Below are 19,577 nucleotides of genomic sequence, written 5' to 3'. Positions count from 1 at the left end.
GTTCCCCCTCGCGCAATTGAGAAGGCCGCCTTCCCGATCCGGAAGGCGGCCTTTTTCTTAGCGAAGTCCCGAGACGAACATCCTCGGACGTGAACGCCGCACCAGCCACAGGTTCACCGTGGCCGTCGCCAGCACCAGCGCCGCCACAGCCTGGTGCAACACGCCGAGCGTCACCGGCACGGCATGGATAAGCGTCAGGACGCCCAGTCCAGCCTGCAGCCACAGCATGCCAGCCAGAACCAGGGCCGAAGCGCCCAGCCCCTCGCCCAGGCGCCCGCGCAGGGCCTGGACCGCGTAGAAGGTGCCCGCGAACAGCAGCACATAGGCGCCGATCCGGTGGTTCAACTGCACCAGCCCCTGATCGTGCAGGAAGGCCAGCGCCCCCTGCCCCCACTCGACCGGCGGGAACAGGGCGCCGTTCATCATCGGCCAGTCGGTGTAGATCATGCCCGCCTTGGCCCCGGCCACCAGACCGCCGAGCAGGCACTGGAAGAAGACGCCGCCCAGCAGCAGGCCCGCGCCCCAGCTCCAGCCGCGCGGCGAGCGCGTGAAGTCCGAACCCGACCAGGCCTCTAGCCCCGTCCAGATCAGGCCGGCGAAGATCAGAAAGGCCAGGCCCAGGTGGGTCGTCAGCCGCTCAGGCGCCACGTCGATCCGCTCAGCCAGGCCGCTGGACACCATCCACCAGCCGATCAGCCCCTGCAGGCCGCCCAAAACCAGCAGGATCGCGCAGCGCCCGATCAGGCGGCGCGGAATGGCGCGGAAAGCCAGAAACAGGACGAAGGGCACGGCGAAGACCACGCCGATCAGCCGCCCCAGCAGGCGGTGCGCCCATTCCCACCAGAAGATGTATTGGAACTCCGCCATGCTCATGCCGGCGTTGACCTCGACGTACTGAGGAATGGCCTTGTACTTGTCGAAAGCTTCGACCCAGTCGGCGTGGTTCATCGGCGGCAGGGCGCCCATGATGGGCTTCCATTCCGTGATCGACAGACCCGAGCCGGTCAGCCGCGTCGCGCCCCCGACCACCACCATGGCGAACACCAAGGTCGCGCAGAAAAACAGCCACAGCGCCACCGCGCGGCTGTGGTCCAATTCACCAAAACGCTTCATTCGACGCCTGCCGTTCGCCCCGATATGCTTGCCGCCTCTTTCACAGGCGGCGGAACCGAGGGATATGCCCCTCCCGCGAGGCAAGATCGAGTCGGTTTCTACGCCAAAGCGTCGCACAACATTCAAGGGGAGCGCCAAGCGGTGCAATATGTCGAGATCGTCATCGCCTTGGCCGGGGCCCTGGGCCTGGCCTGGATCGCCGACCTGCTGACCGGGCGGCGCGGCCTGGGCGGGACCATTCTGGTCGCCCTGGTCAGCGGCGCATGCGGCGCCTTCCTGGCTGTGCGGGTGTTCGCCGTGGCCACTCTGTCCGACTGGGAATGGCTGCCCTGGGCCTTTGCCGCCGTCGTCCTGGGACTAGTCGCCTTCTTCCTGTTCCGGAGCAAGCGCTGATGCCGCCTCGCGCCCGCCGCTTCGTCGCCACCCTGGCCGTCGTCTTCTTCCTGGCTTTCTGGGTGTGGGGCGCCGTGACCCTGCATGACCATCTGCCGAACGCCTGGTGGATCGACTTGATCTTCTTCGCCGTGGCGGGGATCGGCTGGGGCGTGCCGCTCATTCCCCTGCTGCGCTGGGCCGAGCGCGAGCCTAAATAGGCTTTGGCTTCAACGGTCATCGGGAGAAGAGAGCATGCCTCACAGGGAGACGCACCGGGTCGAGCGCATAGGCTGGCTCAGGGCGGCGGTGCTCGGCGCCAATGACGGCTTGGTCTCGACCGCAAGCCTGATCGTAGGGGTGGCGGCCGCGGCGTCCAGCCAAGGCGCAGTTCTGATCGCGGGGGTCGCGGGTCTGGCCGCCGGCGCCATGTCCATGGCCGCAGGCGAATACGTCTCAGTCAGTTCCCAGTCCGACACTGAAAAGGCCGATCTCGCACGCGAAACTTCCGAACTGGCCAGGGATCACGAGGCCGAGGTGCGGGAATTGGCCGGGATCTACGCCGCTCGCGGCGTCACGCCCGATCTGGCGACAGAGGTCGCGAAACAGATGATGGCGCACGACGCTCTCGGCGCCCACGCCCGCGATGAGTTGGGCATATCCGAAATCACCACCGCCCGTCCTATTCAGGCGGCGATCACTTCGGCCGTGACCTTCTCGGCTGGAGCCGCCCTGCCCCTGGTCGTCGCCGCCTTGGCGCCCTTGGCCGGTCTGGCTCTATGGGTCGCAGGATCGGCGTTGCTAGGCCTGGCTCTGCTAGGAGCCTTGGGCGCAAAGGCCGGAGGCGCGCCCATCGGCCGCTCGGTCGCGCGCGTAGTCTTCTGGGGCGCGCTCGCCATGGGCATAACGGCAGGCGTCGGTCGCCTGTTCGGCGTCGTCGCCTAAGACAGCGTCTCGCCTTCCGCCAACGGCGCCTCGCGATCAGTCAAGGCTTTAGCAATCGGAAGGGCGCCTCGGATAGCGATCGCTCTAGCCAGCAGCGACACAGGATCGCGCAAAGGCGCGGTCACATAACCAACTGAAATAGTAAGGGGAAAGTGGTACGCCCCCTCGGGCTCGAACCGAGGACCCTCTGATTAAAAGTCAGATTAGTTTCTCTTTGTTTTCAAATACATAAATCACGATCAACTGTATCTATCTCAATGACAGCGACATACGGCCGCCCTCATGTACTCGTTCAGTTGGTTTCGAAGGCGTTCACTGAAAGGTGGTGGCCGACAAAATGCCTAGGCAAACTTGAACCGTAGACCGCGTGAGAGGCGTTCAATTTCCGCCTTCTGGTCCCAACAGGGGCTTTGGCGCTGTTGCTTCTCTCGCCTGTGGACACTTACGGAACAGCGTTCCGGTGCGGACAGAATCCGATCACATAGGAGCAAACCGTTACCCGGAGTGTCCCGTGAATCCAGCAGATCTTGAATACGCCCCGATGCTCGTGGCGATTAAGCCGTTCATGGACAAAGGACGACCTGCGTCGATCGCTTTTCTCAACTGGTTCCTCGAACATATCTATCGGCTCGACCAAGTGACGGCCGAAGATGTCATTTGTGACAAGAACAATGATCGAGGCATTGACGGGATTTACGTCGATAACGACCAATTGGAAGTGCATATATTCCAATCGAAGACCAAGCAAAAAGGCACTATGGGCGACAAGGATGTCCGAGAGTTTTCCGGCACCTTAAATCAGCTACGAGACTTGGCTTCTTATGAACAATTCATTACGGGCAAGGTTGATCAGGAGATCAAAGACAAGCTACTGAAGATAAACTTCTCTGGTCTTCTTGAGCGAGGCTACGCCGTCAAGGGCGTTTTCGTCACGAATGCTAGGTTCGACGCCAACGGCCGAGATATGCTTGACAACGACGTGGCTCTCCTCGGGTTCGGCGGCGACGAAATAGCAGAGGCGTTCATCGACCTCGGTGCCGAGGCTGGCATTCTCGGCAAATACGAATTTCGCTCAGACGGTAGTCCGTTAGAGCATCAGGCTGGGCAGGTCTCGAAGGTGGTGGTCCTTTTTGCCGAAGGTAAGCAACTCGCCGATCTTCCTGGCATCGCCGACGGCAGCCTCTTCGAATTGAACGTCCGCCTCCCGCTTGGCAGTACCAAGGTCAACAAAGCGATCCAGGAATCACTCGCCGAAACCGCTCAGCATCAGAAATTTGCGCTGTTCCACAACGGCGTCACGGTCTTGGCGGAACAGGTTAAAGTTGAGGGGGACCGCGTAGAGATCGAAAATTTCGTAGTGGTAAACGGCGCCCAAAGCCTGAAGCAATTTCACAGCGGTGCTGCGAAAATCACAAGCGACCTAAAGGTTCTTACCCGGATCATTGAAATCGGTGCGGACAAGGATTTGGCGCGTGAAATTTCGGTGAACAGCAACAACCAGAATGGCATCAAGCCTCGTGATCTTCGATCGAACGATCAGCTGCAGGTCCGCTTGAAAACAGAATTCGAAGAGCTCGATTTCGAAGGCTTAAGGTTTGACGTAAAGCGCGGGGCTACCGGCGGAGAGAATATCATCTCCAACGAGCAAGCAGGGAAACTCCTCCTTGCCTTCGACTTGGATGAGCCCTGGTCGTGCCACCAGACCTACAAGGTTTTTGACGAGAAGTATGCTGACTTGTTTGGTCGGCCCGCCGTGAACGCCTATCGAATAATTTTGCTGCACAAAATCATGGCGGCGATCGAGCGTCATCGGGAAGCAATCAAGAACCGTCCATTCGCCACCTATGGCCTCACCCCGTACGTTATCTTAGCGGCAGTAAAACAAATCCTTTCCTGCTCAGATGAAGGTTCTGAATTGTGCCGCCACCCACAGGTGGCTTTCGACAATGGCAATATGCAATGCGTGATGGACGCCATCGACGTCCTTCTCCAATCCCTAATGATCGATATCAACCATGAGATCGACGGGGGTTTGCTAACGGACTACAAATCAGACCTTAAGAGCAAAACTAGCGTTGAGCAGTTTTTGAAGGAGTTGGTTCGGAGCTACGAAAAGGATCTGTTACGCAACAAAGTAGAAAACATCGGAGACCTCTTGAAATCATGCAAAGCAGTTAGCAAGCCTTGAGTTATTAACTTGCCGCCGCGCGGCACAGGGCGGCGCCAACCGCGTTGCCTTGCCAGCGTTGGCCGCCTCTGGCACCTGACCGTGCAAGGAACCGCAAGAATGCTCGCGCCGCAGCGCTGCCATTCCACGCCCCGCTTAGCGCCATCGACACCTCCCCCCTAGGTGCAAGGAAAGCGAGACATAAAGCCCGCGGGCGAGGCGGGGGACTCAGCGCGTTCCTTGGGGTGGCGGGGCCAGAACGGCCCGGGGCGGCGCTGGGAGCGCCCTGGAGGCCGCATGAAGGGCAAGCGTGGCCGAGGGGACGCCCACGGCTACAGGCCGCCCAGGGCGGCTTACAGCGCAACTATTAGGGTGTTGCGGACGCAGCCGGGCTATTCCGGCCAGACCCGGCGCACGTCCAGCGTCCCCGGCACGCTCGGCCGAAGCATCAGATCTTGGGCGGCCGACAGATCCAGCCAGTGAACGCCAGCACCTGGCGGCAGCAGCACGACCTGGCGATCATGGTAGGGCGCGACGTCCTCTCCCGGCTCGGTCGTCAGCATGGAGAAGGCGCCGTCCTTCACCAGGCCGAGGATCCAGAACCACGGCTGATCTCGCATCGTGAACAGCCACTTCGTCTTGCGGCCTCCGACCTTCGGATCGGTGAACTCGAAGAAGCCGTCGCTCGGGATCAAGCACCTGGTCGACCGACTGAAGTCCCGCCCGTCCGATCGGAAGTTGAACACCGGCTTGCCGCCTGGCCCGCGCCAGGACCAGGTCGTCACGATCAGTTCCGGCGCGGTTTCGCCCTGGACGATGATGGGCGCCCGGTCACCGATCCGATACTCGCCGGGCTCTAGGTTCGGCTGGCCGTCCGGAAAGACGAGCGATCGCTTCGCGGCGCTGAACGGCTCCGCGATCTGGTTCGTCGGGACGTGCAGGCGATAGTTGTTGCACATGCCGTCCACCCTCTCACTCGGTCCAGGCTGAGCCAAGCGGGGCTGGCGCCTTCAGGGGATAGAAGACGCCGTGCTGGGCGCCTGGCGGCGTCCCCATGAACATCATCCGTCCGCCACAGCCCAGCCGCCTGCAGCGGCAGGTCTTGCCGAAGATCATCAGGTCATGACCGTTGAGCCGGATCATCAGGTCCAGGTCGATCCGTATGTCGAGCTCGCAGGTGCGGCACCTGGCCATGACAACCCACCCCCGCCGCCGCATCTCCCCGATCGAGAGCGGGGTGGCCAGGTGGTAGGACAGCGGCCGGTTCTCATATTTCCGAAAACCCATCTCAGGCCTTTGGCCAGCGCCACCGCTCGACCACCTCGCCGCTCATGAACCCAAAGCCGCTGATGACCACGGTCGGCGACCGCTGCCCGCATCGCTCGCATTTCAACCGCGCCCTCAGCTGCGCCAACGGAATGGACCGCGCAGAGGCTGGCCAGCGCCGAGAGGCGGGGCCGACCTTGTAGCCGCAGGGGCACTCCAGAGTGAGCTGGTTGCCTGACTCGATGTCATCGACGGTCGTGTCGTCGCCGTATTCGCGCATCGTCAGTGCGCCGGGGCTCCGGCCGACAGCACCAGGCGTTCGAATTGCGCCCTGCCCTTCGCGGCCGCCTCGGGCGAGATCCGCGCCAGCTCGGCGGCGATCCGCGCCTGCATGTTCAGCAGAACCGGATCCGCCTGCGCGGCCTCTCCATGTTGCCAGATCGCCATGAGCGACCCGAGCGCGACGTCCTCCTGCGACAGCTCAGGCGACGTCGACGGTCTTCCTTCTTTCGTTTGCATGGTTCAGCTCCAGACCAAGCGCCCGACCCGACGCCGCTCTACGGCGCCGGGCCTGCCAGCCTCAAGCTAAATGTTCTAGTTTTGTTCCACACCCTTGCAGGGGTTGTGGAGAAGGCTTCAGCGAGGCGTGATGATCACCTCGCGCGCCAGCTGCGCACCCTTTCCGGCTAGGCCGTAATGGGTATCGATGGAGTCGACCTGGAAGGCGGCGAAGATCTTCCGCACCTCCGGCCGATCGTTCAGCGACAGGATGAACCGGCCCTTCAGGCCAGCCAGCACCTCAGCCATGTGCTCGAACTGATCGCGGCCGAAAAGGTCGGCGCCATAGTCGTTCTCGCAACCGAAATATGGGGGATCGAGATAGATCAGCGCGCTTGCGCGGTCATAGCGCTGGATGAAGTCCGCCCAGGGTAGGTTCTCAATCGTCACGCTCTCCAGCCGACGTGCGGCCGCCAGCAGATCTTCGCCGACCTGGCTGGGTCTGAACCGTGAGGGGCCATCGGTCCTCACACCGAAGTTCTGGCCTGTCACCTTTCCACCAAAGGCCAGCTTTTGCAGGTAGATGAACCGCGCCGCTCGCTGAAGATCCGTCAGCATGGTCGGATCCTGTCGTTTCAAATGGTCGAAATCTTCGCGGCTGGCCAACATCAACGCCGTCAGCTCGCTCAAAGCGCCGGGGTGCGCCCGCATGCAGCGAAACAGGTTCACGACATCGCCCGACCAGTCGTTGATGATTTCACATCTCGGCCGAACGCGGCGGCGCAGGAAGACCCCGCCCATGCCGACAAACGGCTCCAGGTAGAGATCGTGGGGCTTGGTCTCGATCATGGCGCACAACCGGCGCGCCAGGTTGCGCTTGCCGCCGATCCACGGCGCCACCGGCCGAACGGGCTGAACAGGGATATTAGGCGTTGAAAACATTGACGACTCAATCACGGATACGCCCCGCCGGACGGTCCGGTAGCGGGGCTGAAGGGGCGTGCACCCCTGGACGTGCTGAGTTGTGGCTCGGCGGCTCGGGCGCGCTAACGCCCGGCCCCCGCTGCAGACGCTGCGAAGGCGCCGCCTAGCTCTCTGATCGACCGCCCGGATGAAACAGCCCGCTGTTGTGAGAGCGGGCCTGACAACAGCCGGGGGACACGATGGGTTGGATCAAAAGCGCATGGTCGAAGGTCTCAATCCGCAAGCCGCGTCCATTCGAAGATCAGGTCTGGAAACGACTACAAGACCCGGCATTGGGCATGCAGATCTTCGCGATCGTGCCAATAATTATTGTCGCCACCGATATCGTGACAACATATCCGGATGACTTCACTTGGGCGCAGCTATTCCAGAAACTTACAGGCTGGCAGACGCTCCTCGCGGGCACCCTCGCTATCATGGCGTCCGTCTTCGCTGCGCGGGCTGTCGTGGTGCAAACGGCGTCTGCTGAACTGGCCGAACAAAAACGTCTGGACATGGCCGCCGCCGAAAAGGAACTCGCGACCACCCGCGCGCTTGTAGCGGCGCGCTCAGTCATGCCGATGAGCCTGAACGCCTTGGCCGAATATGCCGAGGCTGTCGCCGAGGCCTCAATGACCGTGCTGGATCGCTCGCCCGGCAGAAGGGTCAGACTAACGGCTGACCGCATGCCACCTCTGCCGCACGCCCCCAGCGAGACAGTTCCGAGCCTTCAAGCGTTCATCCTAGCCGCACCGATGGAGATGGGACCGTATGTCGCCGATCTCCTATCAGACGTGCAAATCCTTTCAGCAAGCGTCAGCAGCGTGTGGAGACGGACCCTCGGTGACGAAGGTCAGATCGTTTTTCAGGACAACTATCGGGCCCTGATTGCCCGCGCTGCCGTGCTCCATGCCCGGATTGCAGAGCTCTACCCTTTCGCTCGGCGCGAAACAGAGGTTGTTCCTTCGATGCCCCGGCATGAAGACGTGCACACGGCGTTGCGCCTTTGGCGCGTATTCCGAGAAACCGAGGGCGACATCTACGACAAGGCCGATCTCTTCTTCCGGCGCGTTAAGCCGTCCGTTCTCTGAACCGCACGACCTCTTCACCGATCCATTCGTTCAAGGCCATGAACCGGCGTTGCAGGGGCACGATCTCCGCCTCATAGAAGATTTCGCTAGCGTCCCTCACGGATCCAAAACCGGCGGCGTTCTGGGGAACGACGCCTAGCAGAACAGGCGGCACCCGGTGAACGGCCAATAAGTCATCGCGCGATACATTCTTGATGTCCGCGAAGTTGTCTTTCGCCGCCGCCTCTGCTGGGTGCATCAGTTGAATGCCCTTTTCCTTGCCGCCAGCATTATGAATGAATAGGTTCCGAAAATTACCCGGCCCCTTTGCGCTTCTTAATGAACTACGGATTGCATCTGCATCTTTATCATTCAAAGGGTCGGTGACATACATTATGAAACCACTATGAGAACCATTCTCATAGAATCTTCTTCTGAACAATCCGGCCGCTTCGTTAAGTAGAGCCGACTGCAGCGCCGCCAGATATTCCGGCTCGCCATAGATTTCCTGATCGATCCCCGTCCGGCGCCCATGGAACATTTGGCCAGGCTCGAATGCGTGCTCGACCGCCCAGCTCGGCGTGAAGAAGTACTCTCCGTCGACCAGGCCGCGCCGGGTGTATTTCGCCAGTGATCGACGCAGCGCCATCGGCCGCCCCAGGCGGTTGTTCACCCGCTCCACGTAGAAGTTGGCCAGCACCTGGTCATCCAGCGCCAGCCCCTCGAACGTCTCCAGCGACAACAGCGGATGCGGGATGAAGTCGCGCACCAGCTGATTGACCTTGTAGAACATGGCCGAGCCGTGATGGCTGGCCACCTTGGCCGCCCGGCTCAACCCCTCCATGGGGATCGGCGGCTCATACCATTTGCCATTGCTCCAGCAGGCCAGGTGATCGGCCAGCCCGGCCCGGCCGCCCAGGACCGGCTCCGGATCCCCAAAGCTGAAGACCATGGGCGCGGCCGCCTCTGCCGTCGCTTCAGTCGTCATCGTCACCGAAAATCTCCACGCTGGATTGGCTGGTCACGCCGATGGCGGCTTCCAGCGGTTCGTTATCGAGGGCCTGCATCAGCGCCCATGCCAGGTCGCCGTGGCCGCTGGCCTTGGTGCGGGGCGCTTCATAGGTCAGGTGGCGGCCCTTGCTGGTCAGGGTGCGCCGGATCGACATCAGGGCGTTGGTCAGATCCTGCCAGTTGGCCGGATACTCCAGCCGCTTGCGGCTGATGACGTTCAGCGCCTTGTGCACCAGCCGCGTCTTGACCATCGGGTCATAGAGGTGGCCCCGCGCCATGGGGAAAAACTTGGACACCAGCTGCAGGACCGCATTGCCCAGGCCGGTGCGATCGATGTCGATCTTGGTGACGTTGTACCGCAGCGTCATCGCCTCGATCATCAGGGCCTGTTCGGTGAAGTCGGATCCCCGGAACTGTTCCTTCCAGATCACCCTGAACTTGCCCTTCCCAGGCGTTTCAGGCGGCGCGACCAGGACCAAGGCCGCGTTGTCCGCGTTCTCCCCGTCCCCGTTCGGATCGTAACTCAGCCAGACCTCGCCCTCATACGGCCGCCCGAAACCCAGCAGCTGCATCTCGAAGTCGATATCGGTCCATTCCAGCTCGTCCACCTGGCACGGCCGAAGCGAAGCCATCGGGAAAATCGACATGGAATCGTCGACGAAGGCGCACATGTAGAGGTTGGCCCACGCAGCCGCGCTCTTTCGCCGTTTCAGGTCGGCCAGGTCGAACAGGGTGCAGCCACACGCCGCCGCGTCCTCGATCGTGACGATCTGACGCCAGATCCCGTCCTCACACAGGCGGCCGTCTTTCAGCGCCTTCCAGCTGACGTCGAACTCGACCTTGTCCTTCTTCGCCCGCTCCTTGTTCCAGGCGGCGCCGGTCCAGAACGGATAGGCCTCGTCGTTCACCGACGTCGGCGTCGAAATGTAGGTGATCCGATACTGCTTGTGCGACGCCATGCCCGACGCGACGTCTTCCAGGCGCGTGAACCCATGAACCCACATGAATTCATCGAAGTAGAGCGACCCGTGATAGCTCTGCGCCGTCCGGCTGTTCGTCCCCAGGAAGTATAGAGTCGGCTGTGTCTGCGGCAGGCCGGTTTCCGGGTGATCACCCCGATCGATGACCAGGTCTTCGCCCTTCAGCTCGACGCCGATCGTCAGCCGGACGAACTCGATGATGTAGGACTTGAACTGGCAGGCCTGCTTTTTCGAGGCCGACAGGAAAATCTGGTTGTCGCCGGTGTCCAGCGCCTCCATCAGCGCTTCGCGGGCGAAGTACCAGGTCGCGCCGATCTGGCGCGACTTCAGGATCATCCGGGCCTTGTGGGTCCGGGCGCCGTACCAGACGCGCTGATAGTCGAAGAGCTCGTCCTGGAACCGCTGACGCAGGATCTCGACCTGGTCGGCCGTGATCAGGTTCTGCCGGGCCTTCTTGCGATCCTTGCCCTTGCTGTTCCGATTGGCGACATTGTCGTTCAGGTGGCCGGTGTGGCCGCCCTCGCTCTCGAACTTCCGGACGCGCGCGACCGTGACCAGCTGGCGCCCCAGCAGGTCGATCTCCTTGAAGTCCCGCCCGTCCTTCAGCTCTTTCAGGATCAGGGTGATCAGGCGCGCTTCCAGCACGCCTTCGACCCGGGCGATGGAGGACGCCACCTCCCACCCGTCGCGGCTTTTCCAGCTGGCCAGCGTCCCTTCCGGCACGCCCAGCCACTCGCTGATGTCCGTCAGCCGCCAGAACGACCAATAGAGAAACTTCGCGGCCCGGCGCGGGTCCAGGTTCTTGCTGACCGGGAAGCCGACGACGCCGGATTCCAGCATCATCGCGCCCAGGTCGGTGGCGGGCGCGTCGGTGTCTGGCGGCAAGGCCGTATCGGTTCTGGGGCGGCGGCGGGTCATCGGCGCGGACGCTACTCACGCCCCCGCCCGCCCTCGCGCCCGCCGTGTTGTCAGACCCTCTCTGACAACAGCAGCGCCTTGAGCGGACCGGCCCCTCGGGACTGATCTGGCGCCTGTTCAATCGGCCCGCCCCAGATCGAGGGACTGGCCTCACCCCAGATCAGGCGAGCGACCCTGCCCCATGGCCGACAAGACCCAAACGTCCCGTTTCTTCCGTGTCGCTGTCGAAGGCGCCACGACCGATGGCCGCGTCATCGAAGCGGCCTGGATTGACGAGATGGCCCGGAACTACAACCCGAAGACCTTCGGCGCCCTGGTCAACATCGAGCACATCAAGGGCTATTCCGGCGAGGCCCCGTTCAACAACTACGGCAAGGTCCTGGCGCTCGAGGCCCGGGACCATGAGCTGGAGCTGAACGGCAAGACTGAAAAGCGCCGCGCCCTCTATGCCAAGATCGAGGCCAACGATCAGCTGATCGCCCTGAACCGCAAGGGCCAGAAACTCTACACCTCGATCGAGGTCAACACGAACTTCGCGGGCAAGGGCCAAGCCTATTGCATGGGCGTGGCCGTGACCGACAATCCGGCCTCGCTCGGCACGGAGATGCTCGCCTTCTCGGCCAAGGCCGCGACCAATCCCCTGACCTGCCGCAAGCAGAACCCCGGCAATCTCTTCACCGCGACCGACGAGCCGGTGGAACTGGTCTTCGAAGACGCCGGTTCCGGCGCGACCAGCTTCAGCCTGGATACCTTCCTTGAGGCCGCAGCGGTGAAGTTCGGCTTCAAACAGGCCGCTCCACAGAACCCGGGCGCGCCCCAGGATGCGTCGCCCTCGACGCCGGATCAGGGGCAGGCCTTCGCGGCGGGCTTCGCCGAGCTGTCCCAGGGCATCAAGGCTCTGGCCGATCAGTTCAGCGGCGAACTGTCCGCCATCCGCGCTGACCAGGGCCAGCTGCAGTCCGAGCTGGCCGCGCTGACCAAGGATCTCTCCGACACCCCCGGTTCCAACTACACGGCCCGCCCGCCCGCCACGGGCGGCGAGACCGCCATCCAGACCGATTTCTGACCACGCCGGTTCGCCTGCGCCCCACCTGCCCCTGACCTTCTGGAACTCCCATGCAGAACGATACCCGCGTCAAATACAACGCCTACGCCGCCCGCGTCGGCCTGCTGAACGGCGTCGCCACGACCTCGGCGGCCTTCACGGTCGCGCCGACCGTGCAGCAGAAGCTGGAATCCAAGCTTCTGGAATCCTCGGCCTTCATGAAGCGGATCAACGTCGTCCCGGTCCGCGACATGGAAGGCGCCAAGCTGGGCCTGGGCAACACTGGCCCGATCGCCAGCCGCACCAACACGGCGGCGGGCAATAAGCGCAAGACGCGCGCGACCCACACGCTCGATAAGCGTGGCTATAAGTGCTACAAGACGAACTTCGATACGCACCTGCGCTATGAGACGCTGGACAGCTGGTCGGAGTTCCCGGACTTCGAAACCCGCGTCCGCGATCACTGGACCCAGCAGCAGGGCCTGGACCGCCTGATCATCGGCTGGAACGGCACGCACGCCGCCGAAGAATCCGACATCGATCAGTTCCCGCTGCTCCAGGACATGAACATCGGGTGGCTGCAGATCTTGCGCGAAGAGGCGCCGCATCAGGTCATCCCGGGCATCAATACCGCGCCGGAAGGCCAGCCGCCGGTCTACCGCCCTGTCCGCGTCGGCCCGGGCGGCGACTTCGCCAACATGGACGCTCTGGTGATGGCCGCCATCATGTTGATGGAGCCTCAGTATCGCGAGGACACCGGGCTGGAGGCGATCTGCGGCCGCGAGCTGCTGCACGACAAGTACTTCCCCGTCGTGAACCAGGAGCACAAGCCCAACGAGACCCTGGCCGCCCAGACCGTGGTGGCGCAGAAGCGTATGGGCAATCTCCCGGCCAACACCCAGCCCTACTTCCCGGCGCGATCGACCCTGATCACCCGCCCCGACAACCTGTCGATCTATTGGCAGAAGGGCGGCCGTCGTCGCCATCTCAAGGACAACCCTGAGATGGATCAGGTCGAGAACTACGAGTCCTCGAACGACGCCTATGTGGTGGAACGCATCGGTGCAGCCGCCCTGGTCGAGAACATCGAGTTCGGCGACTGGTCGCAGCCAGAAGCGCCTGGCGGCGCGGGCTAATCGCCATGCGCCACGTCGATCCCTTCCAGCGGCATCGCCAGCGCGTCCTGGCCGCCACCGCCTCGGGCGTAGCCGCATCGATCGGCTACTCCGTCGCGGGCGCGCGCCTGGCCGCCAATGACGCCGGTCCCCCGAGCGCGGCGGGAACCGAATACAGGCGTCAGCTGGCCCAGTTGCTGCACGACCGCCAGCGCCTGAAGCAGATTCAGTCCCGCCAGACCAAGATCGAGCTGAAGCGCGAACTTATCCCGGCCTATGACGCCTGGGTCGAGGGCGTGTTGGAAGCCACTGAAAACGGCCAGCCGGGCGTTCAGGACGACGTCCTGGTCACGATGATGATCTGGCGGATCGACGTCGGCGATTACGCCGCCGCCCTACCCCTGATCGCCTACTGCCTGAAGTGGGGCCTGCAGTTGCCGGGCCACTTCAAGCGGACGCTGGCCGCCTTCGCCGTGGAAGAGATCGCCGAGGCCGCCGTCCGCGCCCTGGCGCCCTCGGCCGAGCGCCCGTCGACGGACCTGGTCAAGGCCACGACCGAGGCCCTGGCCGGGATAGAGCGCCTGACCCACGACAGCGACATGCCGGATGAAGTCCGCGCCACCCTGCACAAGGCCATCGCCATGGCCATTCTGGCGGGCGGCGAGGAAGACGGTCCGGATCGCCGCCTGCGCGAAAGCCAAGCGCTGAAACGCTACCAGCTCGCCCTGGATCTCGATCCCCGCTCCGGCGTGAAGGGCGACATCGGCCGCCTGCAGCGCAGCCTGAACAAAGAACCGCCTTCCGGCTCGGCCGACGCGTCCTCGGACGCCGCCGCCGCCGAGGGCTGACGGCCTGCCCCCCCCGGCGCTCGGGGCGGGGACGGAAAGTCCGACGGCGGCTCGCCGCCCGACGGTCGATCCGTCCCCCCACCCCGTAGCCCGGGGGGCATTTCCTGACGGAGCTGACCATGGCCGATCCGATCTGGCCGAACGACCCCTCGCTTGATCCGGCTCCTCCCGCTCCCTCGCCTGAAGGACAGGTCAAGGCCGACGGCTGGTGGCCGGACATCGACCTGGCCCATCTCCGCGACACCGTTCGCCTGAACCAGACCAAGATCCCGGCCGCCCGCCTCCGCGAGGCCGTCCAGGTCGCCATTCTCGACATCGCGGACGAGCTGTCCGTCTGGCGCGCCGACCATGCGGCCTTTGCCGATCTGGCCGCCGTCCCAGCCATGCAGATCGACGGCGAAAGCGCCCTGGTCATTCGCTGGCGTAGGGCCGTCACCGCCTGCGTGGCGGCCGATCTCGGCGAGCGTTTGCTCGGCCAGTCCTCGACAGCGGCCGGTCATGATCGCGCCGCCGAGCTCCTGCCCGAAGCTGACCTTCACAGACGCAATGTCGTCCACGCCGTCCGCCTATTCCTGGGCAAGACCCGCGTCGTGGCCGAGCTGATCTGATGGCCGCGTATCAGGCCATCTCTGAACCCGGCGACACCGTCGACCGCCTGGTTTGGCGCGAGATTCGCCAAGGCCCGGCCGCCGTCGAGCGTGTTCTGGAAGCCAACCCGGGCCTGGCTGACCTCGGCACGATCCTGCCGGTCGGCACCGCCGTCATCATTCCGGTCGGGGCGCGCGCCGCCTCGGCCAAGCCGCAAGTTCAACTCTGGGACTGACCATGACCTTTCCGCATCTGCAGCCCGCGCCCAGCGTGAACTGGGCCAAGGTCTCCTTCTTGTTCGGCGCGGCCGTCACGATCGCAACGTGGGTCGTCTTCGGAGCCCAGACCGTCCAGCGCGTCCAGGTTCTCGAGGAACGCACCGCGCCACTCGCAAGCGGCGACCTGATCCGCGTCCAGACCGACGTGGCTTGGATCCGCCAACGTCTGGAACAGGAACGCGGCCAATGACCGTCACCCGCCGTCAGGTCTTCCGGATCCTGCAGTCCCTGCCGATGATCCGTTTCGCCCTCATGCTCGGCGGCGGCATAGTCGCCACCGCTCTGGTCGCCTGGATCCAGGCCTTGATCGGCCATGGTCGATGGCCCGCGACCGAGGCGACGGCCATCGCACGCATCACGGCCCTGCAATGGCTCGGTCTCGGCGGCCTGGCCATCATCGCCATCGTCATGATCGCCCTGGCCTTCGGCCAGCTCGGCAAGGCCAAGGTCGCTGTCGGCGACGTGGCCGTCGACCTTGATTTCGACAGTCCTGAAGACGGAGCCTCATCGTGAAAGCCATCCGCTACCTGGTCGTCCATGCGGCCGCCACGCCCCCTGAGCGCGACATCGGCGTGAAGGAAATCCGCGCCATGCACCTGCAACGCGGCTTCCGCGATGTCGGCTACCATTATGTCATTCGCCGCGATGGCCGAGTGGAAAAGGGCCGCCCCGACAATGTCGCCGGCGCCCATGTCAGCGGCTTCAACAGCATCTCCTTGGGCGTTTGTCTGGTCGGCGGCATCGACGCTGAGGGCAGGCCGGAAGACAACTACACCCCGGCCCAATACGCCGCCCTGGCCCGCCTGCTGCGCCAGCTGCAGGCCTCCCATCCGACCGCCAGAATTCTCGGCCATCGCGACCTTTCTCCGGACAAGAACGGCGACGGCAAGGTCACGCCGAACGAATGGCTGAAGGCCTGCCCCTGTTTCGACGTCCGCACCTGGTGGGCTCGAGAGCAAGCTGCCTGATGTTCCGCCGCGCCTTCAACTTCGACAGTCCCTTCGGCGTGGCCCTTCTCGTGGGTCTGGCCGCCCTGGTCCTCTTCCTCGGCCTCAACGCGGTCGGCCTGCGCTTCGACCCGTTCGACCTGAAGGCGAAGCGAGCGGACCGGGCCGAAGCCGCCGCCCAGGCCTCGGCGGACGACGCTGGCGCGCGCCGGATCGAGGCGGCCGGGGCCGCCGACACCGTTCAGCGGATTGACCGCATCACCGTCCAGATCCGCGCTGCCGACGCCATCGCCCATCAATCCGCCATCGCCGCTCAGGAAGCCCCCGATGCGAACTCCCCTGTTGACCCTGCTCGCCTTGACCGTCTGCAGCTTGCCGATCGTCAGCTGTGCGAGCTACGGCCCGCCCTCTGCCCCGACGCCGCCGCCCCAGCGCGTCATGCCGGATCTGGCGCAGCGGGCCTGCGCCCTGCCCCTCCTTCCTGACCAAGCCACGGCCGCCGACCTCGAGAGCGCCTTCACCGCGCGCGGCGTCGCCCTGGTCGCCTGCGACGCCGCGCGTCAGCTCGCTGTCGACGTCCATACCGGCCAGCGCCTGGACCAGGAGGCCTGGCTGCATGACGCCGCGGATCGCCGCCTGCCCTGGTGGCGAAAGGTTCTCCCATGAGTTTCTGGAAGCCCGACAGCCTGAAAGAGGCCCTGACCAAGGCGCTCGACCCTGCCCATCACATCGCAGACAACCCCGATCGCCTGCAGATCGAGGTGATCGAAGGCTCGGTTCACGCCCTGGCCACGCCTGGCCTGGGCTTCCGCTACCAGTATGAGATCGCTGTCGGCGTCCTGGACTACACCGGGACGCTGGACGAGATCATGATCCCCCTGCTGATCTGGCTCCAGCGCTGGGAGAAATCCCAACTCCTGGACCATTCCAAAGCCGCCCGGGGCGTGAAGTTCGAGCGACAGCCGCTCGACGCCGAGGCCGCGAACATCATGTTCACCATTCAACTGACGGAAGCGGTGTCATTCGAGCAACGCGAGGATGGCGGTTTCGACGCTGTCCATCGCAAGGATCCGCCCATGGCTGACACCGGCCGAGCCTCCCTTCTGCACCGCATCTACGTCAACGACGAACTGGTGGCCGAATGCGGCGTCCACCCGGTGACGGGCTGATCCATGGCGGCCGCGCGTGAAGACGCTCTGATCCTGTTCGAGGAGTCTGCGGGCGCCATCCTTCAGAGCCTCGAGCCGCGCGAGCGCCAGCAGTTGCTCCGGCGCATGGTCCACGCCCTTCGCCGTTCCCAGGTGCGGCGCATGACCGCTCAGACGGACCCCGACGGCTTACCCTGGCCGAAGCGGAAGCCCCGCAAGGCGCGCCAGCCCGTCACCCGGCCGATCCGCTTCCTCTACAATAAGGGCGGCCAGACGCGCGTGGCCGAGATGCGCAGTTGGCGCCGCGACGGCCCCATGGTGATCGGCTACGACAAGGAAGCAGGCGGTATCCGCACCTTCCGGCGCGACCGCATCGCGCGGCACATTCCCCCCGAAGGCGGGTCCGTGGATCCCGGCGCCCTGGACGGGTCGCTCTGGAACGAGCGCGGCAAGTTGAAGGCAGTCGGCCGCAAGATGTTCCTCAAGCTCAAGACCGGCCGGAACCTGACGGCTGGCGCGGACACGGGCGCGGCGTGGGTGTCGTTCACCAGCCGCGCCCAGCGGCTGGCCGCCGTCCACCATTACGGCCTGCGCGATCGCGTCGCCAAGGGCGGCCCCGAAGTCGATTATCCGCAGCGCGAACTGCTCGGCTACAGTCAGGCTGACAAGGAGGCCCTGCTGGACATGCTCCTGCAGCACGTCGCCCAACCCCGCTGACGCTCGCGCGCCCCGGCAAGCGCCTCCTCGATGTTGTGAGACGGTCTCTGACAACAGCGCCCCGTCGCGCCTCCTGCGGCCCGGCGGCGACATGGCGCCATGTCCACCTTCACCGGCCAGTCCACCGGCTCGACCGCCGTCGACCTTTCGAAGCTGCCCTTCCCGGCAGTCATCGAAGTCCTGTCGTTCGAAACGATCGTGGCGGCCTGCAAGTCGCGGCTGATTGAACTCATGCCGGAGCTGGAGCCCGTTCTGGCTATCCCCAGCGAGCCCCTTGTCCTGGTGATCGAGATCTTCGCCTATCGGGAGACGTTGCTGCGCGCCCGGGTGAACGACGCGGCTCGCGACGTGACCCTGGCCTACGCCACCGGCGCCATGCTCGATCACCTTGTCGCCCTGCTGGGCGTCAAGCGCCTGGTGATCGAGGCCGCTCGTCCCGAGACCAACACCCCGGCCGTCATGGAAAGCGACGATTCCTTGCGTCGTCGCGCCCTCCTGGCGCCCGAAGCCTATTCCGTCGCCGGTCCGGCCGGGGCCTACGTCTCCCACGCCCTCGGCGCTGACGGCGACGTCCTGGACGCCTCAGCGACCACGCCATCGCCCGGCGTCGTCCTGGTCACGGTCCTGTCGCGCCAGAACGATGGCGTCCCCTCGGCCGAGCTGCTGGACAAGGTCTTCGCCGTCGTGGCGGCCGACGACGTCCGCCCTCTTACTGACCATGTTCAGATCCAGGCGGCGCAGATCGTCCCCTTCGATATCAAGGCCGCAGTCTCGACCTTCGCCGGGCCTGACTCGGCCGTCGTCATGGACGAGGCGCGTCGCCGCCTGAACGACTACCTGGATCGCTCCTACAGGCTTGGCCGCGACGTCACCCGCTCCGGCATCATCGCCGCCCTGCACACCGACGGGGTCCAGAACGTCCGTCTGACCGCGCCCGCCGCCGACGTCGTCATCTCGGCGATCCAGGCCGCCCGCTGCGCCTCGATCGCCGTCACCCATGCGGGCCTGGACGAATGACGTCGACTTCCCGCCCGCTGTCCCCCCTGGCCGTTCCCAGCGCCTGGCCGGTCGAGCGTGCCCTCGATGTCATGACGCTTCGCATCGACGAGATCGACGTCCCCTTCCGCGACCTTTGGAACGCTGATGCCTGCCCGGCGTCCTTCCTGCCCTGGCTCGCTTTCGCCCTATCGATCGACGCCTGGAACTCTGACTGGCCAGAACGGACCAAGCGGGCCTTCGTCAAGGACGCCATCGCCGTGCAACGCCAGAAGGGCACGGCCGCCGCGATCGAGCGCGTGGTGAAAGCCTTCGGGGCTCAGATCAAGGTTCGCCCCTGGTTCAAGCAGGATCCGCCCGGCCAGCCCTACACCTTCGACCTTGTGCTGACGGTCAATGGCGAAGGCGGCGCCGCAGCCACCGCGCGCATGGTCGATGACGTCATCGCCGAGGTCAGCCGGACCAAGAGCGCCCGCGACCATTTCAACTTCACCCAAGGCTTCCAGGCGACCGGCGCCATCGCCGTCGTCGGCGCGGCCCGCGTTGCCGCCTACCGCCGCCTCTCCCTCGCCGAAGCCGCCTGACGGACGAC

The 19,577-nt window shown here is 64.4% G+C and carries 26 protein-coding genes; 18 read left to right on the top strand and 8 right to left on the bottom strand.

The annotated features are described in order from the left end of the window. Positions 1 to 57: 57 nt before the first annotated feature. A complete protein-coding gene (locus B3D50_RS07865) occupies positions 58 to 1,113 on the bottom strand; it encodes a COX15/CtaA family protein (protein ID WP_286950606.1) in 1,056 nt (351 codons plus the stop codon). Between the two features lie 141 nt (positions 1,114 to 1,254). On the opposite strand from B3D50_RS07865, the gene B3D50_RS07860 reads away from it, so the two are divergent. The 4 genes from B3D50_RS07860 to B3D50_RS07845 all read left to right on the top strand — a co-directional run bounded on the left by B3D50_RS07860 (position 1,255) and on the right by B3D50_RS07845 (position 4,618). Then, positions 1,255 to 1,506, top strand: a complete 252-nt coding sequence (locus B3D50_RS07860; RefSeq protein ID WP_286950605.1) for a transglycosylase — start codon at positions 1,255 to 1,257, stop codon at positions 1,504 to 1,506. Continuing rightward, positions 1,506 to 1,706 carry a DUF2842 domain-containing protein gene (locus B3D50_RS07855; protein ID WP_128720187.1) on the top strand — a complete coding sequence of 67 codons (201 nt, stop codon included), beginning with the start codon at positions 1,506 to 1,508 and terminating at the stop codon, positions 1,704 to 1,706. Before B3D50_RS07860 ends, B3D50_RS07855 begins: the two co-directional genes overlap by 1 nt. Positions 1,707 to 1,740: 34 nt before the next feature. Then, positions 1,741 to 2,430 (top strand): VIT1/CCC1 transporter family protein, encoded by a 690-nt coding sequence (locus tag B3D50_RS07850; RefSeq protein WP_003165296.1) that lies wholly within the window; start codon positions 1,741 to 1,743, stop codon positions 2,428 to 2,430. Positions 2,431 to 2,941: 511 nt separating this feature from the next. After that, the gene (locus B3D50_RS07845; protein WP_286950602.1) at positions 2,942 to 4,618 is read left to right on the top strand and encodes an AIPR family protein; all 1,677 of its coding nucleotides are present in this window, start codon (positions 2,942 to 2,944) and stop codon (positions 4,616 to 4,618) included. Between the two features lie 371 nt (positions 4,619 to 4,989). On the opposite strand, the gene B3D50_RS07840 is transcribed toward B3D50_RS07845, so the two are convergent. The 5 genes from B3D50_RS07840 to B3D50_RS07820 all read right to left on the bottom strand — a co-directional run bounded on the left by B3D50_RS07840 (position 4,990) and on the right by B3D50_RS07820 (position 7,303). Further along, the gene (locus B3D50_RS07840) at positions 4,990 to 5,556 is read right to left on the bottom strand and encodes an SOS response-associated peptidase family protein (protein WP_286950600.1); all 567 of its coding nucleotides are present in this window, start codon (positions 5,554 to 5,556) and stop codon (positions 4,990 to 4,992) included. Between the two features lie 13 nt (positions 5,557 to 5,569). Further along, positions 5,570 to 5,884 carry a hypothetical protein gene (locus tag B3D50_RS07835; RefSeq protein ID WP_040345475.1) on the bottom strand — a complete coding sequence of 105 codons (315 nt, stop codon included), beginning with the start codon at positions 5,882 to 5,884 and terminating at the stop codon, positions 5,570 to 5,572. Between the two features lies 1 nt (position 5,885). Next, positions 5,886 to 6,143 (bottom strand): hypothetical protein, encoded by a 258-nt coding sequence (locus B3D50_RS07830; protein ID WP_286950599.1) that lies wholly within the window; start codon positions 6,141 to 6,143, stop codon positions 5,886 to 5,888. A gap of 2 nt (positions 6,144 to 6,145) precedes the next feature. Further along, on the bottom strand, positions 6,146 to 6,382 hold the full coding sequence (locus B3D50_RS07825; RefSeq protein WP_286950597.1) for a hypothetical protein: 237 nt from the start codon (positions 6,380 to 6,382) through the stop codon (positions 6,146 to 6,148). A gap of 117 nt (positions 6,383 to 6,499) precedes the next feature. Next, the gene (locus B3D50_RS07820; protein WP_286950596.1) at positions 6,500 to 7,303 is read right to left on the bottom strand and encodes a DNA adenine methylase; all 804 of its coding nucleotides are present in this window, start codon (positions 7,301 to 7,303) and stop codon (positions 6,500 to 6,502) included. Positions 7,304 to 7,524: 221 nt separating this feature from the next. On the opposite strand from B3D50_RS07820, the gene B3D50_RS07815 reads away from it, so the two are divergent. Next, positions 7,525 to 8,415 (top strand): hypothetical protein, encoded by an 891-nt coding sequence (locus B3D50_RS07815; RefSeq protein ID WP_286950595.1) that lies wholly within the window; start codon positions 7,525 to 7,527, stop codon positions 8,413 to 8,415. Here the strand turns inward: B3D50_RS07815 and B3D50_RS07810 are convergent. Both B3D50_RS07810 and B3D50_RS07805 read right to left on the bottom strand, forming a co-directional pair. Further along, positions 8,396 to 9,382, bottom strand: a complete 987-nt coding sequence (locus B3D50_RS07810; RefSeq protein ID WP_286951129.1) for a phage portal protein — start codon at positions 9,380 to 9,382, stop codon at positions 8,396 to 8,398. The genes B3D50_RS07815 and B3D50_RS07810 overlap by 20 nt on opposite strands. Next, a complete protein-coding gene (locus B3D50_RS07805) occupies positions 9,372 to 11,303 on the bottom strand; it encodes a terminase large subunit domain-containing protein (RefSeq protein WP_286950594.1) in 1,932 nt (643 codons plus the stop codon). Before B3D50_RS07805 ends, B3D50_RS07810 begins: the two co-directional genes overlap by 11 nt. Positions 11,304 to 11,484: 181 nt before the next feature. On the opposite strand from B3D50_RS07805, the gene B3D50_RS07800 reads away from it, so the two are divergent. The 13 genes from B3D50_RS07800 (at position 11,485) to B3D50_RS07740 (ending at position 19,569) form a co-directional block, all read left to right on the top strand. Next, positions 11,485 to 12,369 carry a GPO family capsid scaffolding protein gene (locus tag B3D50_RS07800; protein ID WP_286950592.1) on the top strand — a complete coding sequence of 295 codons (885 nt, stop codon included), beginning with the start codon at positions 11,485 to 11,487 and terminating at the stop codon, positions 12,367 to 12,369. 50 nt (positions 12,370 to 12,419) lie between these two features. Further along, positions 12,420 to 13,484 carry a phage major capsid protein, P2 family gene (locus B3D50_RS07795; protein WP_286950591.1) on the top strand — a complete coding sequence of 355 codons (1,065 nt, stop codon included), beginning with the start codon at positions 12,420 to 12,422 and terminating at the stop codon, positions 13,482 to 13,484. A 5-nt stretch (positions 13,485 to 13,489) separates the two neighbouring features. Continuing rightward, positions 13,490 to 14,311 (top strand): phage terminase small subunit, encoded by an 822-nt coding sequence (gene gpM, locus B3D50_RS07790; protein ID WP_286950590.1) that lies wholly within the window; start codon positions 13,490 to 13,492, stop codon positions 14,309 to 14,311. A gap of 119 nt (positions 14,312 to 14,430) precedes the next feature. Then, positions 14,431 to 14,919 carry a head completion/stabilization protein gene (locus tag B3D50_RS07785; protein WP_003165056.1) on the top strand — a complete coding sequence of 163 codons (489 nt, stop codon included), beginning with the start codon at positions 14,431 to 14,433 and terminating at the stop codon, positions 14,917 to 14,919. Next, entirely contained in the window at positions 14,919 to 15,134 is a 216-nt protein-coding gene (locus tag B3D50_RS07780; protein WP_003165057.1) for a tail protein X, read from the top strand. The genes B3D50_RS07785 and B3D50_RS07780 overlap by 1 nt, the downstream gene beginning before the upstream one ends. Before the next feature lie 2 nt (positions 15,135 to 15,136). Beyond that, positions 15,137 to 15,367, top strand: coding sequence for a hypothetical protein (locus B3D50_RS07775; RefSeq protein ID WP_003165058.1), 231 nt, complete (start codon positions 15,137 to 15,139; stop codon positions 15,365 to 15,367). Beyond that, positions 15,364 to 15,690 carry a hypothetical protein gene (locus B3D50_RS07770; protein WP_286950586.1) on the top strand — a complete coding sequence of 109 codons (327 nt, stop codon included), beginning with the start codon at positions 15,364 to 15,366 and terminating at the stop codon, positions 15,688 to 15,690. Before B3D50_RS07775 ends, B3D50_RS07770 begins: the two co-directional genes overlap by 4 nt. Continuing rightward, complete coding sequence (locus B3D50_RS07765; RefSeq protein ID WP_286950582.1) at positions 15,687 to 16,145, top strand: N-acetylmuramoyl-L-alanine amidase; 459 nt, start codon at positions 15,687 to 15,689, stop codon at positions 16,143 to 16,145. Before B3D50_RS07770 ends, B3D50_RS07765 begins: the two co-directional genes overlap by 4 nt. Next, positions 16,145 to 16,609, top strand: coding sequence for a hypothetical protein (locus tag B3D50_RS07760; protein WP_286950579.1), 465 nt, complete (start codon positions 16,145 to 16,147; stop codon positions 16,607 to 16,609). The genes B3D50_RS07765 and B3D50_RS07760 overlap by 1 nt, the downstream gene beginning before the upstream one ends. A gap of 177 nt (positions 16,610 to 16,786) precedes the next feature. Next, positions 16,787 to 17,293 (top strand): phage tail protein, encoded by a 507-nt coding sequence (locus tag B3D50_RS07755; protein ID WP_286950577.1) that lies wholly within the window; start codon positions 16,787 to 16,789, stop codon positions 17,291 to 17,293. Between the two features lie 3 nt (positions 17,294 to 17,296). Beyond that, positions 17,297 to 17,989: a phage virion morphogenesis protein gene (locus tag B3D50_RS07750; protein WP_286950575.1), complete on the top strand. Its 693-nt coding sequence runs from the start codon at positions 17,297 to 17,299 to the stop codon at positions 17,987 to 17,989. A 99-nt stretch (positions 17,990 to 18,088) separates the two neighbouring features. Beyond that, positions 18,089 to 19,006: a baseplate assembly protein gene (locus B3D50_RS07745; RefSeq protein WP_286950573.1), complete on the top strand. Its 918-nt coding sequence runs from the start codon at positions 18,089 to 18,091 to the stop codon at positions 19,004 to 19,006. Continuing rightward, complete coding sequence (locus B3D50_RS07740; protein ID WP_286950571.1) at positions 19,003 to 19,569, top strand: phage tail protein I; 567 nt, start codon at positions 19,003 to 19,005, stop codon at positions 19,567 to 19,569. Before B3D50_RS07745 ends, B3D50_RS07740 begins: the two co-directional genes overlap by 4 nt. Positions 19,570 to 19,577 lie beyond the last annotated feature (8 nt).

The sequence above is a fragment of the Brevundimonas sp. UBA7507 genome, assembly GCF_002478355.1.
GTDB classification, from domain to species: Bacteria; Pseudomonadota; Alphaproteobacteria; order Caulobacterales; family Caulobacteraceae; genus Brevundimonas; species Brevundimonas diminuta_D.
The sequence above is the reverse complement of the archived record's forward strand: the minus strand, read 5'-3'. Positions and strand labels throughout refer to the sequence as shown.

Excerpts from the sequence above, each read along its gene's own strand:
- B3D50_RS07840 (WP_286950600.1), bottom strand. The coding sequence starts at position 5,556 with ATGTGCAACAACTATCGCCTGCACGTCCCGACGAACCAGATCGCGGAG.
- B3D50_RS07810 (WP_286951129.1), bottom strand. The coding sequence starts at position 9,382 with ATGACGACTGAAGCGACGGCAGAGGCGGCCGCGCCCATGGTCTTCAGC.
- B3D50_RS07775 (WP_003165058.1), top strand. The coding sequence starts at position 15,137 with ATGACCTTTCCGCATCTGCAGCCCGCGCCCAGCGTGAACTGGGCCAAG.
- B3D50_RS07770 (WP_286950586.1), top strand. The coding sequence starts at position 15,364 with ATGACCGTCACCCGCCGTCAGGTCTTCCGGATCCTGCAGTCCCTGCCG.
- B3D50_RS07785 (WP_003165056.1), top strand. The coding sequence starts at position 14,431 with ATGGCCGATCCGATCTGGCCGAACGACCCCTCGCTTGATCCGGCTCCT.
- B3D50_RS07780 (WP_003165057.1), top strand. The coding sequence starts at position 14,919 with ATGGCCGCGTATCAGGCCATCTCTGAACCCGGCGACACCGTCGACCGC.
- B3D50_RS07740 (WP_286950571.1), top strand. The coding sequence starts at position 19,003 with ATGACGTCGACTTCCCGCCCGCTGTCCCCCCTGGCCGTTCCCAGCGCC.
- B3D50_RS07750 (WP_286950575.1), top strand. The coding sequence starts at position 17,297 with ATGGCGGCCGCGCGTGAAGACGCTCTGATCCTGTTCGAGGAGTCTGCG.
- B3D50_RS07820 (WP_286950596.1), bottom strand. The coding sequence starts at position 7,303 with ATGTTTTCAACGCCTAATATCCCTGTTCAGCCCGTTCGGCCGGTGGCG.
- B3D50_RS07855 (WP_128720187.1), top strand. The coding sequence starts at position 1,506 with ATGCCGCCTCGCGCCCGCCGCTTCGTCGCCACCCTGGCCGTCGTCTTC.
- B3D50_RS07815 (WP_286950595.1), top strand. The coding sequence starts at position 7,525 with ATGGGTTGGATCAAAAGCGCATGGTCGAAGGTCTCAATCCGCAAGCCG.
- gpM (WP_286950590.1), top strand. The coding sequence starts at position 13,490 with ATGCGCCACGTCGATCCCTTCCAGCGGCATCGCCAGCGCGTCCTGGCC.
- B3D50_RS07805 (WP_286950594.1), bottom strand. The coding sequence starts at position 11,303 with ATGACCCGCCGCCGCCCCAGAACCGATACGGCCTTGCCGCCAGACACC.
- B3D50_RS07835 (WP_040345475.1), bottom strand. The coding sequence starts at position 5,884 with ATGGGTTTTCGGAAATATGAGAACCGGCCGCTGTCCTACCACCTGGCC.
- B3D50_RS07850 (WP_003165296.1), top strand. The coding sequence starts at position 1,741 with ATGCCTCACAGGGAGACGCACCGGGTCGAGCGCATAGGCTGGCTCAGG.
- B3D50_RS07745 (WP_286950573.1), top strand. The coding sequence starts at position 18,089 with ATGTCCACCTTCACCGGCCAGTCCACCGGCTCGACCGCCGTCGACCTT.
- B3D50_RS07760 (WP_286950579.1), top strand. The coding sequence starts at position 16,145 with ATGTTCCGCCGCGCCTTCAACTTCGACAGTCCCTTCGGCGTGGCCCTT.
- B3D50_RS07830 (WP_286950599.1), bottom strand. The coding sequence starts at position 6,143 with ATGCGCGAATACGGCGACGACACGACCGTCGATGACATCGAGTCAGGC.
- B3D50_RS07795 (WP_286950591.1), top strand. The coding sequence starts at position 12,420 with ATGCAGAACGATACCCGCGTCAAATACAACGCCTACGCCGCCCGCGTC.
- B3D50_RS07800 (WP_286950592.1), top strand. The coding sequence starts at position 11,485 with ATGGCCGACAAGACCCAAACGTCCCGTTTCTTCCGTGTCGCTGTCGAA.
- B3D50_RS07755 (WP_286950577.1), top strand. The coding sequence starts at position 16,787 with ATGAGTTTCTGGAAGCCCGACAGCCTGAAAGAGGCCCTGACCAAGGCG.
- B3D50_RS07865 (WP_286950606.1), bottom strand. The coding sequence starts at position 1,113 with ATGAAGCGTTTTGGTGAATTGGACCACAGCCGCGCGGTGGCGCTGTGG.
- B3D50_RS07825 (WP_286950597.1), bottom strand. The coding sequence starts at position 6,382 with ATGCAAACGAAAGAAGGAAGACCGTCGACGTCGCCTGAGCTGTCGCAG.